Here is a 14,972-nt window from a genome sequence, read left to right as displayed (position 1 = left end):
GCGGCTTGCCCTGTTCGGCGGTCATCAGCTGCGCCAGATCTTCCTGATTGGCCAGAATCAGGGTGTACCACTTGCGCAGAATGTTGGCCCGTTCCTTCGCCGTCTTCGCCCGCCAGGCCGGCAGCGCCGCATGCGCCGCTGCAATCGCCTGCTTTGCCTCGGCGGCACCCATATCCGGAACCTGCGCCAGCTCTTCCCCCGTCGCCGGGTTCAGGACCGCAAAGGTCTTGCCGCTCGCCGCGGCCTGCCATTGCCCGTCAATGTAACCCTGCGTGCGGTACAGGGACGGATTGCTGATAAAGGACGGGGTCGGAGAAGTCATGGGGGAGCCTTTCCCTTCGGGATGGTGGCGCAACACGCACGGCGGTGTCTTGGCTTTCAGTGGATCAGGAAAGCGGCGCTTCGTGCATCACAGGAAAGAGCCTACTACCGTTTAAAAAATTCGACAACAGGAATCACTGTGTTTTAATGCGGAAGCATGCCGGGTTTTGAATGTGGCTCAACATGCTGGAAAACACCCGAAAAATCCTGATGTTATCAACATAATAACGGTATCTTCGACAACCGTTTGCCAGCATGGGGTAAGGTGTGACACGAGTGTTGGCCCAAGAAAAAAAATGCCTTAAAATATTAGACGGTATGAGAGAGGAGTCACCCATGGAGATCGACGTCGGAACCCGCCTGAGACAGGTGCGGGAGGCGGCGGGCTTGTCCCAGCGGGAACTCGCCCGGCGTGCCGGGGTGACCAATGGTACAATCTCCCTGATTGAGCAGAATCGCAACAGCCCCTCGGTGGCCTCATTGCGGAAGGTTCTTCAGGGCATACCGATGACGCTGTCGGAGTTTTTCAGTTACGAGATCCCCGAGGAAGAAAAGATCGTATTCCGGGCCAGCGAACTGTTTGAAATCGCCAGCGACCTTCAGGGGGACAGCAAGGGCCGAATCTCTTTCCGGCAGGTCGGGGATGCCGGAAAGCATAATCTGCAGATTTTGCATGAGGTTTACGAGCCGGGTTCTGACACCGGGCGAACCATGTTACAGCACGTTTCCGTCGAAGGCGGGGTCGTGGTTTCTGGCCGCTTTGAGCTGACGGTGGGTGAACAGAAGTTCGTCATGGGGCCCGGTGATTCTTACCTGTTCGACAGCCGTCAGCCGCACCGCTTCCGCAATCCATTCGATGAGCCGTGTGTGATCGTTTCTGCCTGTACGCCGCCCTATCTGTAAGGGGCAGGGGCATACCTCGGTCCCGAAGAGATAAGAAAAACCGGCTGTTCCGTAATGGAACAGCCGGTTTTTTAACAGAAAAGCAAAGGGAAAGGCCGATCAGCGGATCCCGCGCATCCGTTCATTCCGGCGTCGCAGCAGTTCAAGTGTTGCCAGCATCACCACCGAGACCAGAATCATGACTGTGGCAACAGCGGTGATGGTCGGGCTGATGTTTTCACGGATCCCGGAGAACATTTCCCGTGGCAGGGTCCGCTGTTCCGGCCCGGCGACCATCAGCACCACCACCACTTCGTCGAAGGAGGTGGCGAAGGCAAACAGCGCCCCGGAGAACACGCCCGGCGCAATCAGCGGCAGGACAACACGGAAGAAGGTGGTCACCGGATCTGCGCCAAGGCTGGAGGAGGCGCGGGCCAGATTGCCGTCAAACCCCTGCAGCGTAGCCGAGACCGTAATCACCACAAACGGGGTGGCCAGTGCGGTATGGGCGAGAATCAGACCGGTATAGTTGGCGGTCAGACCCAGCGGGGCAAAGAAGAAGTAAAATCCGACCGCCGTGATGACCATCGGCACGATCATCGGTGACAGCAGAACCGCCATCACGATCGACTTGCCACGGAAATCGGCACGGGTCAGCCCCAGTGAGGCCAGAGTGCCGAGCGAGGTGGACAGCAGCGTGGAAATGATGCCGACGAAGAAGCTGTTCTTCAGCGCCCGCATCCAGGCATCACTGTTGAGAAACTCCTGATACCAGCGCAGGGAAAACCCTTCCAGCGGGTAGGTCAGAAACTGACCGGAGTTGAACGACAGCGGGACGATTGCAAAAATCGGGGCCATCAGGAACACCAGAACGGCGGCGGACAGGCCATAAAGAACGCCGATCCAGACTTTTTCCTGAAGGGTACGGTTATGGGTGCTTGCCATGATGTGCCCTCCTTTATCCGAGCCGCATGTTGCTGATGCCGACCAGCCGGTTGTACAGGCTGTAGAGCACAAGGGTTGCCACCAGAAGCACCGCCCCCAGCGCCGAGGCCATGCCCCAGTTGACGGTATCGGAGGTGTAGAAGGCGATGAAGAAGCTGATCATCTGATCCGCAGCGCCACCGACCAGTGCCGGGGTGATGTAGTAGCCAAGGGCAAGGATGAAGGTCAGCAGGGCCCCGGCCCCAATGCCGGGCAGGGTCATCGGCAGATAAACGCGGACGAAGGCTTCGGTCGGGGTTGCCCCGAGAGACGTGGCAGCGCGCATGAAGTGCGGTTTGATGCCTTTCATCACCGAATACAGCGGCAGGATCATGAAGGGCAGCAGGATATGGGTCATGGCGATATAGACGCCGATCCGGTTGTAGATCATACGGATCGGTTTTTCGATGATCCCGAGAGCCAGCAGCAGCTCGTTGACCAGCCCCTGTTCCTGCAGCAGCACCACCCAGGCGGCAGTGCGGACCAGCAGAGAGGTCCAGAACGGCAGCAGGACGAGGATCATCAGAATATTGGCATGCTTGGCGGGCAGGGTTGCCAGCAGATACGCCACCGGGAAGCCCAGAACCAGACAGAGGAGCGTGACCGACAGACTGACCGTGAAGGTCCGCTCCAGAATATCCACGTAGATAGAGCTTTGTTCCGGCGCCTTGACGATGCTGCCATCGGCCAGCTTCTCGCGGTCAAGCGCCGCCAGAAGATAGAAGGTTGTCAGTGGGCCGGAAGCCTGATTGATGGCATTCCAGGTTGCAACCTGCCCCCAGCGCGGCTCGATGCCGATCAGGGTTTCTTTCCAGTTGGTGGCGTCCACCGGCAAACGGCGGGCGGTGCCGAACACCAGAGAGCGTCCGTTATCGACGGCGTAGTTCAGGCGGCGGGCGGCAACAGCAAGGGTCTTGGTTTCCCCTGCGGCGCGCAGATCCTTGGCAAGGGCGGCGAAAACGGCCTCATCCGGCACGTTGCCCCGGTCCTTCCAGCTGTCCATCGCCGCCGTGACGGTCGGCCACACGGTGGACAGTTCAGTGTCGTGGACACTGCGGCGCATCATATCAAGGATCGGCACCACAAAGGTGATCAGCAGAAAAAAGAACAGCGGGGCGATCAGGCCCATGGCCCGCAGTTTGCGAACCCGCTCGGCGCGGCGCAGCTTTTGTTTCAGCGCGGCGGGGCTGTCATTGTGTTGGGCTGATCCGGCCGGGGCCGGGACAGCAGAGGCAGAGGCTGGGACGGTCATCGGATCTTCCCGGAAAGCGGTCACGGAAGCGGGCGCTGAAGGCCCCTGATGCGGCGGGAGCCGTGGGACAGGGGTAACGATACCGCAGGGTGAGGCGGAGGACCAGAAACGCGGAGAGTCTTCTGCGCGGAGGTGGTCTGTGCGGTCTTCGGACATCGAAGACGACGGTCACTGCGGCATTGTTCGCAGCAGATGCAGACAGGCGGGCAGGTCTGAACGCTTTACCCGCCTGTACCACAGAAAAAGTCAGGCGCCGGGCCGGTGAGGACCCGGCGCCCAGACTGTCTGTCAGGCTATCAGCCGTTGCTGGCGGCCCACTTGTTGAAGCGTTCGGTCAGGCGGTCGTTGTTTTCCAGCCAGAACTGAGTGTTGATCTCGATGGCATTGGCGATGTTCTCGTCAGCCGTCGGCAGATCCTTCAGGCGCTTCGGGTTGATATACTTCTTGGCGTCCTTGTTGGTGACCCCGTAGGCGATGTGGGTCGGCAGACCGGCCTGCACATCCGCCTTGCCCATGAACTCGAGCGCCTTGTAGGCGGCGTCGACGTTCGGGCTGCCCTTCAGGATGACCCAGCTGTCGAGGGTGAACAGAGAGCCGTCCCAGACGATCCCGAAGTTCTTGCCGTCCTTGTTGTTCGCGGCATCGACGCGGCCGTTATAGACCGAGGTCATCACCACTTCACCGGAAGCCAGCAGCTGCGGCGGCTGGGCACCGGCTTTCCAGAAGATCAGGTCTTTACGGACAGTCTCGAGCTTCTTGAACGCGCGGTTCACGCCTTCTTCGGTGGCCAGAACCTTATAGACGTCCTTCGGGGCAACGCCGTCGGCGATCAGGGCGATTTCAAGGGTGGTCTTCGGGCCGTTACGCAGGGCGCGCTTGCCCGGATACTTGGCGGTATCGAAGAAATCCGCCCAGGACTTCGGGCCGTCCTTCAGCTTGTCCTTATCGTAGCCCAGGACGAAGTTGTAAACGATGGCGCCGACGCCGCAGTCGTTGACAGCTTCCTTCATGTAGGCGTCTTTGCCGCCGATCTTGGAGAAGTCCAGCTTTTCGAACAGGCCTTCTTCGCAGCCGAGGGCCAGTTCGTCAGATTCAACCTGCACGATATCCCAGGTGGCGTTACCGCCTTCGACCTTGGCACGCAGCACACCGACGCCGCCATCCCAGGACTCGTCGATCAGGTTGGACTTAGAGGTCGCCTTGTACGGCTCAAAGTAAACCTTCTTCTGGGCTTCCTGATAGGCCCCACCCCAGGACACCACGGTCAGGTCGCGGGCCGATGCCCCGGCGACAGTGGCGGCAAGCACAGTGGCGGCGGCGGTACCGGCAATCAGCATTTTCTTGAACAGCATGCTCTTCGGTCTCCCAGTGTTGGGGGCAGGCCTGCCCCGGCGCGGCCGGAGATAGGGGACTGCCCTGAAAAAGACCCGGTCCTGGACTCCCTGTTTCCATGGGACCGGATCAAAACCAGATACGCGGCGGATCAGACGGCACCGGTGTCTCAGCCGGAACCGCTTTCCCATGAAACCACCGGTTAAACCGGATCCAGCGCCAGACAGTCTTCCGCTGCGAAGGCGACGGCCATTTCCTCTCCCGGAACCGGGATTGGGCGGCTGGCGCGGAAACGCATCTTTACGGTGAAGCCTTCGCTGCCGGCGACAGTCATGCGCACGCGCACATGGTCGCCGTGATAAATCGTCTCTTCCACCCGTGCCGGAAGCTGGTTCGGATGATCCGCGCTGATGCCTTCGATGTGCACCTTTTCCGGACGGAAGGAGAGGCTGGTACGGCTGCCGACGCCTTTGATGTTGATGGCGCGGGCGGTGACTTCATGGCCGCCGTTGAGGCGGACCTTGCAGAACGCACCGTCAACGGCGGTGACTTCGCCATTGAGGATGTTGTTTTCGCCGATGAAGTGGGCGACGAAGCTGTTCTGCGGGGTTTCGTACAGGCCGGTCGGACTGTCGAGCTGCTGGATGATCCCGTCGTTGAACACCGCAATGCGGTCCGACATGGTCAGCGCTTCCGACTGATCGTGGGTCACGTAGACAATGGTGACGCCCAGCCGTTCGTGGATGTGCTTGATTTCAATCTGCATATGCTCACGCAGCTGCTTGTCCAGCGCGCCGAGCGGCTCATCCATCAGCACCAGTTTCGGCTGGAACACCAGAGCGCGGGCCAGCGCCACACGCTGCTGCTGACCGCCGGAGAGCTGACCCGGGTGGCGGCTTTCCTTGCCTTCCAGCTTGACCATTGCCAGCGCCTTGCGGGCGAGGTCTTTCTGCTCATGCTTCGGTACGCGGCGGACCGAGAGCGGGAAGGCAACGTTTTCTTCCACGGTCATGTGCGGGAAGAGGGCGTAGTTCTGGAACACCATGCCGATATTGCGCTTATGCGGCGGGGTGTTGCGCAGGGACTGGCCGTCGAACAGGATTTCGCCGTGGGTGGGCACTTCGAAACCGGCGAGCATCATCAGTGAGGTCGTCTTGCCAGACCCCGATGGCCCGAGCATGGTCAGGAATTCGCCACGACGGATTTCAAGATTAAGATTTTTCACCACCAGCGATTCGCCGTCGTAGGTCTTCTGGACCCCGCGGAACGAAACAATAGTATCCGAAGCCGCGGATGCGGTCGGTTGCTGGGCTCCAGAGGTGGCAATTGCGGACATCCGGTCGGCCTTTCCCATCGAAATAAGCTATCCCTGTAGACACAGCTTTATCGGGGGCGGTGGCACTCTGCCTGTGGAGATGAAGACAGGGGCTGGGCTGCCTGCCAGACCATCTCATCCGGATTTGTTGATCCTGCCGTCCCGTGTGTGTCACTGTTGTTGCGCACAGAATGGCACGTTTAAAAAAATAGACAATCTTTTTTTGGGGTGCCGGAAAAATCCTGTCGTAGCGGAAGCCCCCGCTTTGTGCGGGTTTTTGGCGGTAACTACCCTATAGGGTGGCTGGGAAGGCTGGCCCGGAAAAACTCTGGACTCCCCGGGGGGGAGTTTAATATTTCCTGTCACCCTCAGACGGGGGCGTGCATTATTTCAGCACAGGATCTGTCTGCTTAAAAACAGGGCGCCACCCTTTTCCGGGCAGCGCCTGTTCCTGGGGGCGTAAACCTTGGACGCCGCGTTCCGCTTTAACCCGACAGGGCAGAAGACGGGGAGGTGGCGGTCGTCCCCAGTGCCTCTGCCACGGCGGCATATGTGATTTTTCCGGCGTGAATGTTCAGGCCGTTGAGCAGATGCCGGTCTTCCGCCATCGCCTGCTTCCAGCCTTTGTCGGCCAGAGCCAGCGTGAAGGGCAGGGTGGCATTGCCAAGGGCCAGCGTAGAGGTGCGTGAAACCGCACCGGGCATATTGGCGACACAGTAATGGACGATACCGTCAACAACATAGGTCGGGTCGGCGTGGGTGGTTGCGCGTGAGGTTTCAAAACAGCCGCCCTGATCGATCGCCACATCGACGATGACCGCGCCGGTTTTCATTTGTCTGAGCTGCTCTTTCCGGATCAGTTTGGGGGCGGCGGCCCCGGGGATCAGGACCGCGCCGATCACCAGATCAGCGGCAAATACCAGCTCTTCAGTCGCATCCAGTGTGGCATACCGGGTTTTGATGGCCGGACCGAAGGCGTCATCCAGATATCGCAGCCGGTCAATAGAGCGGTCAAGAACCGTGACATCGGCGCCCAGACCGGCAGCGATCCGGGTGGCATTGGTGCCGACAACGCCGCCACCGATGACCGTAACCCGGGCCGGTGCCACCCCGGGCACGCCGCCAAGCAGCATGCCGAGGCCACCATTGGCCTTTTGCAGCGAGACTGCGCCAACCTGCACCGCCATTCGTCCCGCGACTTCCGACATCGGGGCCAGCAGGGGCAGGCCGCCGCGGGCATCGGTGACGGTTTCATAGGCAATGGCGGTACAGCCGCTGTCCTGTAGCAGGCGGGCCTGTTCAGGATCCGGGGCCAGATGCAGATAGGTGAACAGCACCTGTCCGTCCCGCAGCATTTTGCATTCCACCGGCTGCGGTTCTTTAACCTTCACGATCATATCGGCGGTGGCAAAAATCTCAGCCGCCGTATCCGCCAGCGCGGCCCCGGCAGCGGTGTAGGTTTCGTCGGCAAAACCGGAGCCGGTCCCAGCCTGCCGCTGCACCAGCACCCGGTGACCATGGGCGACCGCCTCGCGGACCGCAGCCGGGGTCATGCCAACCCGGTATTCATGGTTTTTGATTTCCTTAGGAACGCCAATCAGCATGGAAGCCTCCCTCACTTCTGATGATCAGGGGCGGGCCAGGCGGACCGGCGGAGACTGTCGGCACCGGACAGGCCGGGGTCTTCACGGCGGGGCGGGCCCTTTATCAGTTTCGAGAGTACAACGCCAAACCCGGCGGTGTCCTTGCAAAGACTTGTGTGCAAGCGCGTAAATATGGAATTATCTGCGCACTGGGAGACAAAACATCGGAGAAATCTCCATGAACCTTGATGCTATGGACCGCCGCATTCTGGCGGTCCTGCAGACGGACGGACGTATCACCAATCAGGAACTGTCTGAGCGGGTCGGGCTGTCCCCCTCTGCCTGTCTGCGCCGGGTCCAGATTCTGGAGCGGGAAGGGGTGATCATCGGCTATGCCGCCCGCGTCAGTTCTGTTGCTTTGGGCTATGGCACCACTGTGGTGGTGCAGATCACGCTGGAGCGGCAGACCGAGGATTATCTTGAACAGTTTGAGGTTGCGATCCGCGAAAATCCGCAGGTGATGGAAGCTTATCTGATGTCGGGGTCTGCCGATTATCTGCTGCGTCTTCTGGTGAAGGATGCGGCTGATTATGAACGCATGCACAAGGAAGTGCTGTCAAAGCTGCCGGGTGTATCGCGAATCCAGTCCAACTTCGCGCTGCGAACCATCGTTCGCAGGCCGTCGATGCCGGTGGCAACGGCCTCTGGCGGGTGACTGCGCCTGAAAAAGCCGGTGAATGCGCCTGAAAGGATAGGCGCTTCCCGGCTTTTCTAATCTTTCGGTCAGTGTTCCTTATACGGATGAAACGTCACCCCATAAATTTGATGCGCTATTATTGCATGCTGAGGATGGATGCAAAACGTCCATAGCATTTAGCAATCACGATGTACGTTGAATCTATGGTTATGAATAAAAACAAAGACATAACCTGATTTGCCGGTTGTTCCGGCAGGCGTGCGCGTGTAGAGGTCAAAAGGTATCCGAAAACGGATGCGGGTAACTTTACAGGCGATCTAACAGGGAGCGCATGATGCGTAAGGTACTTCTTTCTGTTACCTCCGTGCTGGCAATGGCGATTGCCGGTGCCGGTGTGGCCAATGCCAAGACCATTGTTTACTGCTCGGAAGGCAGCCCGGAAGGCTTCAACCCGCAGCACTACACCGCTGGTACCACCTTTGATGCCACGTCCCGTGCGGTCTTCGACCGTCTTTCCATGTTCAAGATCGGCACCACCCAGGTTGAGCCGGGTCTGGCCGAGAAGTGGGACGTTTCCGAAGATGGTAAGACCTACACCTTCCATCTGCGTAAGGGTGTGAAGTGGCACACCACCAAGACCTTCAAGCCGACCCGTGACTTCAACGCTGACGACGTTCTGTTCACCTTCAACCGTCAGTGGAAGAAGGATCATCCGTACCATGGCGTCGGTGGGTCCTACGAATACTTCGAGTCCATGTCCTTCCCGGACCTGCTGGAATCGATCGAAAAGGTTGATGACTACACTGTCGTCTTCAAGCTGAAGCGTCCGGAAGCCCCGATGATCGCCAACCTGGCGATGGACTTTGCCTCCATCCTGTCAGCGGAATACGCTGATCAGATGTCGAAGGCCGGGACCCCGGAAAAGGTCGATCAGGAGCCGGTCGGTACCGGTCCGTGGCAGTTCGTGGGCTACCAGAAGGATGCCCAGATCCGCTACGAAAAGAACAAGAACTACTGGAAGGCCGGTCTGCCGAAGGAAGACAAGCTTGTCTTCCAGATCACCCCGGACGCCAGCGTGCGCTATGCCAAGCTGAAGGCCGGTGAATGCCATGTGATGGCCTTCCCGAACCCGGCTGATCTGGCGGCGATGAAGACCGATGCCAACATCACCCTGATGAACCAGCCCGGTCTGAACATCGGCTATCTCGGCTTCAACGTTGAGAAGAAGCCGTTCGATGACAAGAAGGTCCGTCAGGCCCTGAACATGGCGACCAACAAGGACGCCATCATCGAAGCGGTTTATCAGGGCGCTGGCGTGAAGGCCAAGAACCCGATTCCGCCGACCATCTGGTCTTACAACAACGACACCAAAGATTACGCGTACGATCCGGAAGGCGCCAAGAAGCTGCTGGCCGAAGCCGGTGTCACCAGCCTGAAGACCGACATCTGGGCGATGCCGGTGCAGCGCCCGTACAACCCGAACGCCCGCCGCATGGCTGAAATGATTCAGGCGGACTGGAAGAAGGTTGGCGTCGAGGCGGAAATCGTCTCCTTCGAATGGGGCGAGTATCTGAAGCGCACCAAGGCCGGTGAACAGTCCACCTTTATGCTGGGCTGGACCGGTGACAATGGTGATCCGGATAACTTCCTCGCCGTGCTGCTGGGCTGCGACGCCGTTGGTTCCGCCAACCGTTCCCGCTGGTGCAACAAGGACTTTGAAGCTCTGATCCAGAAGGCGAAGGTTGAATCCGACGTCGCCAAGCGGACCGCCCTGTACGAGCAGGCCCAGAAGATCTTCAAGGAAGAAGCCCCGTGGATCACCGTGGCTCACTCCGTGGTGTATCAGCCGGTCCGTAAGGAAGTTCAGGGCTGGAAGATCGACCCGCTGGGCGGTCAGTACTTCCAGGAAATGAGCCTGTCCAAGTAACGTTACGCTAAGGCACTCCCGCAGCCATGCTGCGCTGCGGGAGTGTTTTTTATTTCCGGTCTGACGGCTCAAAAGATTGCGCCTTTTGGGGTCAGCCGGGTCTCTGTTTACATTAACAATCGACTTGTTTGCTGCAAACAACCCCGGGAGGGGGGCGCGGGCGGCAAGGGTCGGTATTTGTCCAGGCGAAAACGATGATCGGTTTTATTCTTCGGAAGATCGGTTTGGTCATTCCGGCGTTCATCGGCGTCACGCTGCTGACCTTTGCCCTGATCCACATGATCCCCGGGGATCCGGTGGAACTGCTGGCGGGGGAGCGTGGCATCGACCCGACCCGGCATGCTGAACTTAATTAAAGCCCTGCTCGGGCTTGATAAGCCCCTGTGGCAGCAGTACACCCTGTATCTCTATCATGCCATTCAGGGTGATCTCGGCCTGTCCATCGTGACGAAGAAGCCGGTGATTGAGGAATTCCTCACCCTGTTTCCGGCCACCATCGAGCTGACCCTCTGTGCCATGCTGTTTGCGGTGACCATCGGTCTTCCGGCGGGCATCTGGGCGGCGGTCAAGCGGGGCACCGCGGTTGATCATTCGGTGATGGCGGTCAGCCTGACCGGCTATTCGATGCCGATTTTCTGGTGGGGGCTCCTGCTGATCATCTTCTGCTCGGTAACGTTGGGCATCACCCCGGTATCGGGCCGTCTGTCGGCGGAATACTGGATTGATCCGACCACCGGCTTCATGCTGATTGATACTCTGCTGAGTGAGGAAGAAGGCGCGTTTGCCGATGCCCTGCACCATCTGGTGCTGCCGGCGATTGTGCTGGGGACCATTCCGCTGGCGGTGATCGCCCGTATGACCCGCTCGTCGATGCTGGAAGTGCTGCGTGAGGACTATGTCCGGACCGCCCGGGCCAAGGGCCTGTCGCCGCTGCGGGTGATCGGGGTCCATGCCCTCCGCAATGCCCTGATCCCGGTGATTACGGTGATCGGCCTCCAGCTTGGCACCATGCTGGCCGGGGCGATCCTGACCGAAACCATCTTTTCCTGGCCGGGGATCGGCCGCTGGCTGATCCAGAGCATCGCGCGCCGTGACTATCCGTCGGTGCAGGGCGGGATCCTGCTGGTGGCGTCGGTGATTATCACCGTCAACCTGCTCGTCGATGTGCTGTATGGCATCATCAATCCGCGCATCCGGCATACCCGCTAAATCTGGCCAGAGGGTGAGAGAGAATCCTGATGACCAATAATAACGATAACACCGTGCCGTCGCAGGCGGCTGCCGGTCCGGCTGCACAGGCCGCCGCCAGCCACGCCGCCGAAGTGGCCGAAGCGCGCGAGGCGGAGCAGACCTCCGGCGCTCCGCCGCATCCGCTGGTCGATTTCTGGCATTATTTCAGCGAGAACAAGGGCGCGGTGATGGGGCTGTTTGCCATCATCGTCATCGTTCTGGCCGCTGTTCTGGCTGACGTTGTGGCCCCCTATGCCCCGGATGAGCAGATCCGCACCGCGCTGCTGGTGCCGCCGTTCTGGGCCGGTGGGACCGGCGGGTATATCTTTGGCACCGATGATGTGGGCCGCGATATTTTCTCCCGCATTGTGCACGGGGCGCGGCTGTCGCTGTTCGTCGGCCTGCTGGTGGTGACCATCTCGCTGGCGGCCGGAATCTTTCTCGGCCTGCTGGCCGGGTTCTTCCGCGGCTGGGTCGATGTGGCGATCATGCGGGCGATGGACATCATGCTCGCGATTCCCAGCCTGCTGCTGGCGATTGCGATTGTGGCAATCCTTGGCCCCAGCCTGACCAACGCCATTCTGGCGATTGCCATCGTTATTCTGCCCCATTACGTGCGCCTGACCCGTGCGGCGGTGATCACCGAGGCCGGTAAGGATTATGTGATGGCGTCCCGCGTGGCCGGGGCATCGAAGATGCGCCTGATGTTCGACACTATTCTGCCGAACTGCTGGGCACCGCTGATCGTGCAGGCGACGCTGGGCTTTTCGACCGCCATCCTTGATGCTGCGGCCCTTGGCTTCCTTGGCCTTGGTGCGCAGCCGCCGACCCCGGAATGGGGCTCGATGCTGGCGGACGCCCTGCAATTCGTGCAGCGCGCGTGGTGGGTGGTGACCTTCCCGGGTCTGGCCATTCTTGTCACCGTGCTGGCCTTCAACCTGATGGGCGACGGGCTGCGTGATGCCCTTGACCCGAAGATGAAGCGATAAGCCCATGGCCTTGCTTGAAATGGAAAACCTGACCGTCGAGTTCGGGTCTGAAAAGAACCCGTTCCGTGCGGTTGATCAGGTATCGCTGACCATCGACAAGGGCGAAGTGGTCGGTATCGTCGGGGAATCGGGCTCCGGCAAGTCGGTGTCGTCTCTGGCGCTGATGGGGCTGGTGTCTTATCCCGGCCGGGTCAATGCCTCCCGGCTGAATTTTGACGGCAATGACCTGCTGGCCATGCCGCAGTCGCAGCGCCGTAAGATCACCGGCTCTGACATTGCCATGATCTTTCAGGAGCCGATGACCAGCCTGAACCCGTGTTTCACGGTTGGCTATCAGATCTCGGAAGCCCTGAAGGTCCATGTCGGCGGCAGCCGTCAGGAACGGCGGGACCGTGCGGCGGATCTGTTGCAGCAGGTGGGGATCCCCGATCCGCTGAAGCGTCTGTCCGCCTTCCCGCATCAGCTTTCCGGCGGGATGAGCCAGCGCGTGATGATTGCCATGGCGATTGCCTGTAACCCCAAGCTGCTGATTGCCGACGAGCCGACGACGGCGTTGGACGTGACGATTCAGGCCCAGATCATGGATGTGCTGCTGCGTCTGCAGCAGGACCGTGGCATGGCCCTGATTCTGATCACCCATGATCTGGCGGTGGTCTCGGAAGCGGCGCACCGGGTGCAGGTGATGTATGCCGGGCAGGTAGTGGAAACCGGGAAGGTACCCGATATTTTCACCGCTCCGCGTCATCCCTATACTCAGGCCTTGCTGGAAGCATTGCCGGAACGGTCGCGCGGCAAGCGCCGCCTGACCACCATTCCCGGTGTGGTGCCCGGTGTCTATGACCGGCCGAAGGGCTGTCTGCTGGCTCCGCGCTGCCGCTATGCCGATGCCACCTGCCGCACCGTGCGCCCGCAGGTCAGCGATCTGGCCGGGGCGAAGATCCGCTGCTTCCATCCGCTTGACGATGCCGGGAGGCCGACGCCATGACCACCCAGACTCCGCAGCCGCTGATGGAAGCCCGCAGCCTGACCAAGACGTATGAGGTCAGCAAGGGGTTGTTTCAGGGCAAGGGCCATGTGCAGGCCCTGCGCGATGTGTCGTTCTCTCTGTTTTCGGGTCAGACTCTGGCCGTTGTCGGGGAATCCGGCTGCGGGAAGTCGACGCTGGCCCGTCAGGTGACGATGATTGAGAATCCGACCTCCGGTTCGCTGATCCTTGACGGAAAAGATGTGGCCGGGGCGGATGAGGATACCCTGAAGATTGCCCGCCGCCGCGTGCAGATTGTGTTCCAGAACCCTTACGGGTCGTTGAACCCGCGTAAGCGGGTGCTGGATATTCTTGCCGAGCCGCTGGTCATCAATACCGACCTGTCCAAAACCGACCGCACCGACAAGGTGCGGGAGATGATGGCGAAGGTCGGCCTGCGCCCGGAATTCGCGGAACGTTATCCGCATATGTTTTCCGGGGGGCAGCGTCAGCGTATCGCCATTGCCCGTGCCCTGATGCTGGAACCGACGGTGATTGTTGCCGACGAACCGGTGTCGGCGCTGGATGTGTCGGTGCAGGCGCAGGTGCTGAACCTGATGATGGACCTGCAGGAAGAGACCGGCGTCGCCTTCCTGTTTATCTCTCACGATCTGTCGGTGGTCGAACACATCTCCAATGATGTGATGGTGATGTATCTGGGCCGGGTGGTGGAGCAGGGACCGAAGGACAAGATCTTCGCGAGTCCGCGCCATCCCTATACCCGTGCCCTGTTGTCGGCGACCCCGCGCCTGTCGGAAGCTGAACGCAAGACCAAGGTTGTGTTGCAGGGTGAACTGCCCAGCCCGCTCAACCCGCCGTCGGGCTGTTCGTTCCACACCCGCTGTCCGTTTGCGACAGCGGCCTGTAAGTCAGAGGTTCCGGCCCTGCGTGACTTTGATGGCCGCAAGGCTGCCTGTGTCCGTCTGGAAGAAATCTCTGATTAAGATCCGGGGTGTTTTCAGCCGGACCTGACGGTCCGGTATCCTGAAACGGCTCCGGAGCGTTTTGATACTCTGAGAAAACTTGAACCCGGTGGCTTTGCCACCGGGTTTTTTCTGATCCGCCGCTTTGTTCTGCCCGTACCGTCGGCAAGATCCAGCAGGAGGGAGCCGTGAAAAAGTCAGAGTTACCGACCAAAATTTGCCCGGTCTGCCAGCGCCCGTTCTCATGGCGTAAAAAGTGGGAAAAAGTCTGGAGTGAGGTCAGATATTGTTCAGAGCGCTGTCGGCGGACAAAGAAGACTCCGGATAACAGGTCTGTGGTCAGGGAATCATAGGGGCCGGGTCATTTTTCCGACTCTGGTCTGTCCGAAATAAAAAAAGAGGCCGGTCCACAAGGAACCGGCCCAGTAAGGTCGTACAGAACACATTGGGATCCGCGAATGTCAGGAAACCGGCATAAGCCCTGGCCGCGCGGTCAGGGGGGAACCGATCCCC

15 protein-coding genes are annotated in these 14,972 nt (G+C 60.0%); 9 read left to right on the top strand and 6 right to left on the bottom strand.

What is annotated here, in order from left to right; all coding sequences use genetic code 11:
- Positions 1 to 322, bottom strand: a 322-nt coding sequence (locus G365_RS0116975) for an aldehyde dehydrogenase family protein (RefSeq protein WP_026345452.1), incomplete at its 3' end; no start/stop codon positions are given.
- A gap of 335 nt (positions 323 to 657) precedes the next feature.
- Here G365_RS0116975 and G365_RS0116970 point away from each other — a divergent pair.
- The gene (locus tag G365_RS0116970; RefSeq protein WP_019646737.1) at positions 658 to 1,224 is read left to right on the top strand and encodes a cupin domain-containing protein; all 567 of its coding nucleotides are present in this window, start codon (positions 658 to 660) and stop codon (positions 1,222 to 1,224) included.
- A gap of 99 nt (positions 1,225 to 1,323) precedes the next feature.
- Here the strand turns inward: G365_RS0116970 and G365_RS0116965 are convergent, their stop codons facing one another.
- From G365_RS0116965 to ald, 5 genes are all read right to left on the bottom strand, one after another.
- Positions 1,324 to 2,148 (bottom strand): ABC transporter permease, encoded by an 825-nt coding sequence (locus G365_RS0116965; protein ID WP_019646736.1) that lies wholly within the window; start codon positions 2,146 to 2,148, stop codon positions 1,324 to 1,326.
- A gap of 13 nt (positions 2,149 to 2,161) precedes the next feature.
- Positions 2,162 to 3,439 (bottom strand): ABC transporter permease, encoded by a 1,278-nt coding sequence (locus G365_RS0116960; RefSeq protein ID WP_051089924.1) that lies wholly within the window; start codon positions 3,437 to 3,439, stop codon positions 2,162 to 2,164.
- 296 nt (positions 3,440 to 3,735) lie between these two features.
- Positions 3,736 to 4,791, bottom strand: coding sequence for an ABC transporter substrate-binding protein (locus G365_RS0116955; RefSeq protein WP_019646734.1), 1,056 nt, complete (start codon positions 4,789 to 4,791; stop codon positions 3,736 to 3,738).
- 182 nt (positions 4,792 to 4,973) lie between these two features.
- Positions 4,974 to 6,107: an ABC transporter ATP-binding protein gene (locus G365_RS0116950; protein ID WP_051089923.1), complete on the bottom strand. Its 1,134-nt coding sequence runs from the start codon at positions 6,105 to 6,107 to the stop codon at positions 4,974 to 4,976.
- A gap of 464 nt (positions 6,108 to 6,571) precedes the next feature.
- A complete protein-coding gene (gene ald, locus G365_RS0116945; RefSeq protein ID WP_019646732.1) occupies positions 6,572 to 7,690 on the bottom strand; it encodes an alanine dehydrogenase in 1,119 nt (372 codons plus the stop codon).
- Positions 7,691 to 7,907: 217 nt separating this feature from the next.
- Here ald and G365_RS0116940 point away from each other — a divergent pair, with 217 nt between their 5' ends.
- The 8 genes from G365_RS0116940 to G365_RS23640 all read left to right on the top strand — a co-directional run bounded on the left by G365_RS0116940 (position 7,908) and on the right by G365_RS23640 (position 14,812).
- A complete protein-coding gene (locus G365_RS0116940; RefSeq protein ID WP_019646731.1) occupies positions 7,908 to 8,384 on the top strand; it encodes an Lrp/AsnC family transcriptional regulator in 477 nt (158 codons plus the stop codon).
- A gap of 316 nt (positions 8,385 to 8,700) precedes the next feature.
- Positions 8,701 to 10,293, top strand: coding sequence for an ABC transporter substrate-binding protein (locus tag G365_RS0116935; protein ID WP_019646730.1), 1,593 nt, complete (start codon positions 8,701 to 8,703; stop codon positions 10,291 to 10,293).
- 194 nt (positions 10,294 to 10,487) lie between these two features.
- On the top strand, positions 10,488 to 10,649 hold the full coding sequence (locus tag G365_RS24650; RefSeq protein WP_019646729.1) for a hypothetical protein: 162 nt from the start codon (positions 10,488 to 10,490) through the stop codon (positions 10,647 to 10,649).
- Positions 10,633 to 11,502, top strand: a complete 870-nt coding sequence (locus G365_RS22140) for an ABC transporter permease subunit (protein ID WP_019646728.1) — start codon at positions 10,633 to 10,635, stop codon at positions 11,500 to 11,502. Before G365_RS24650 ends, G365_RS22140 begins: the two co-directional genes overlap by 17 nt.
- Before the next feature lie 29 nt (positions 11,503 to 11,531).
- Complete coding sequence (locus tag G365_RS0116925; protein WP_019646727.1) at positions 11,532 to 12,512, top strand: ABC transporter permease subunit; 981 nt, start codon at positions 11,532 to 11,534, stop codon at positions 12,510 to 12,512.
- 4 nt (positions 12,513 to 12,516) lie between these two features.
- Entirely contained in the window at positions 12,517 to 13,497 is a 981-nt protein-coding gene (gene dppD, locus G365_RS0116920; RefSeq protein ID WP_019646726.1) for a dipeptide ABC transporter ATP-binding protein, read from the top strand.
- Positions 13,494 to 14,480, top strand: coding sequence for a peptide ABC transporter ATP-binding protein (locus G365_RS0116915; RefSeq protein ID WP_019646725.1), 987 nt, complete (start codon positions 13,494 to 13,496; stop codon positions 14,478 to 14,480). The genes dppD and G365_RS0116915 overlap by 4 nt, the downstream gene beginning before the upstream one ends.
- 167 nt (positions 14,481 to 14,647) lie before the next feature.
- The gene (locus G365_RS23640) at positions 14,648 to 14,812 is read left to right on the top strand and encodes a DUF2256 domain-containing protein (RefSeq protein ID WP_081628606.1); all 165 of its coding nucleotides are present in this window, start codon (positions 14,648 to 14,650) and stop codon (positions 14,810 to 14,812) included.
- Positions 14,813 to 14,972: the final 160 nt, after the last annotated feature.

It is taken from the genome of Novispirillum itersonii subsp. itersonii ATCC 12639 (genome assembly GCF_000381985.1).
Taxonomy (GTDB): Bacteria; Pseudomonadota; Alphaproteobacteria; order Rhodospirillales; family Rhodospirillaceae; genus Novispirillum; species Novispirillum itersonii.
This window is presented reverse-complemented; position numbering and strand designations above follow the sequence as displayed.

Excerpts from the sequence above, each read along its gene's own strand:
- G365_RS0116970 (WP_019646737.1), top strand. The coding sequence starts at position 658 with ATGGAGATCGACGTCGGAACCCGCCTGAGACAGGTGCGGGAGGCGGCG.
- G365_RS0116965 (WP_019646736.1), bottom strand. The coding sequence starts at position 2,148 with ATGGCAAGCACCCATAACCGTACCCTTCAGGAAAAAGTCTGGATCGGC.
- G365_RS0116960 (WP_051089924.1), bottom strand. The coding sequence starts at position 3,439 with ATGACCGTCCCAGCCTCTGCCTCTGCTGTCCCGGCCCCGGCCGGATCA.
- G365_RS0116955 (WP_019646734.1), bottom strand. The coding sequence starts at position 4,791 with ATGCTGTTCAAGAAAATGCTGATTGCCGGTACCGCCGCCGCCACTGTG.
- G365_RS0116950 (WP_051089923.1), bottom strand. The coding sequence starts at position 6,107 with ATGTCCGCAATTGCCACCTCTGGAGCCCAGCAACCGACCGCATCCGCG.
- ald (WP_019646732.1), bottom strand. The coding sequence starts at position 7,690 with ATGCTGATTGGCGTTCCTAAGGAAATCAAAAACCATGAATACCGGGTT.
- G365_RS0116940 (WP_019646731.1), top strand. The coding sequence starts at position 7,908 with ATGAACCTTGATGCTATGGACCGCCGCATTCTGGCGGTCCTGCAGACG.
- G365_RS0116935 (WP_019646730.1), top strand. The coding sequence starts at position 8,701 with ATGCGTAAGGTACTTCTTTCTGTTACCTCCGTGCTGGCAATGGCGATT.
- G365_RS24650 (WP_019646729.1), top strand. The coding sequence starts at position 10,488 with ATGATCGGTTTTATTCTTCGGAAGATCGGTTTGGTCATTCCGGCGTTC.
- G365_RS22140 (WP_019646728.1), top strand. The coding sequence starts at position 10,633 with ATGCTGAACTTAATTAAAGCCCTGCTCGGGCTTGATAAGCCCCTGTGG.
- G365_RS0116925 (WP_019646727.1), top strand. The coding sequence starts at position 11,532 with ATGACCAATAATAACGATAACACCGTGCCGTCGCAGGCGGCTGCCGGT.
- dppD (WP_019646726.1), top strand. The coding sequence starts at position 12,517 with ATGGCCTTGCTTGAAATGGAAAACCTGACCGTCGAGTTCGGGTCTGAA.
- G365_RS0116915 (WP_019646725.1), top strand. The coding sequence starts at position 13,494 with ATGACCACCCAGACTCCGCAGCCGCTGATGGAAGCCCGCAGCCTGACC.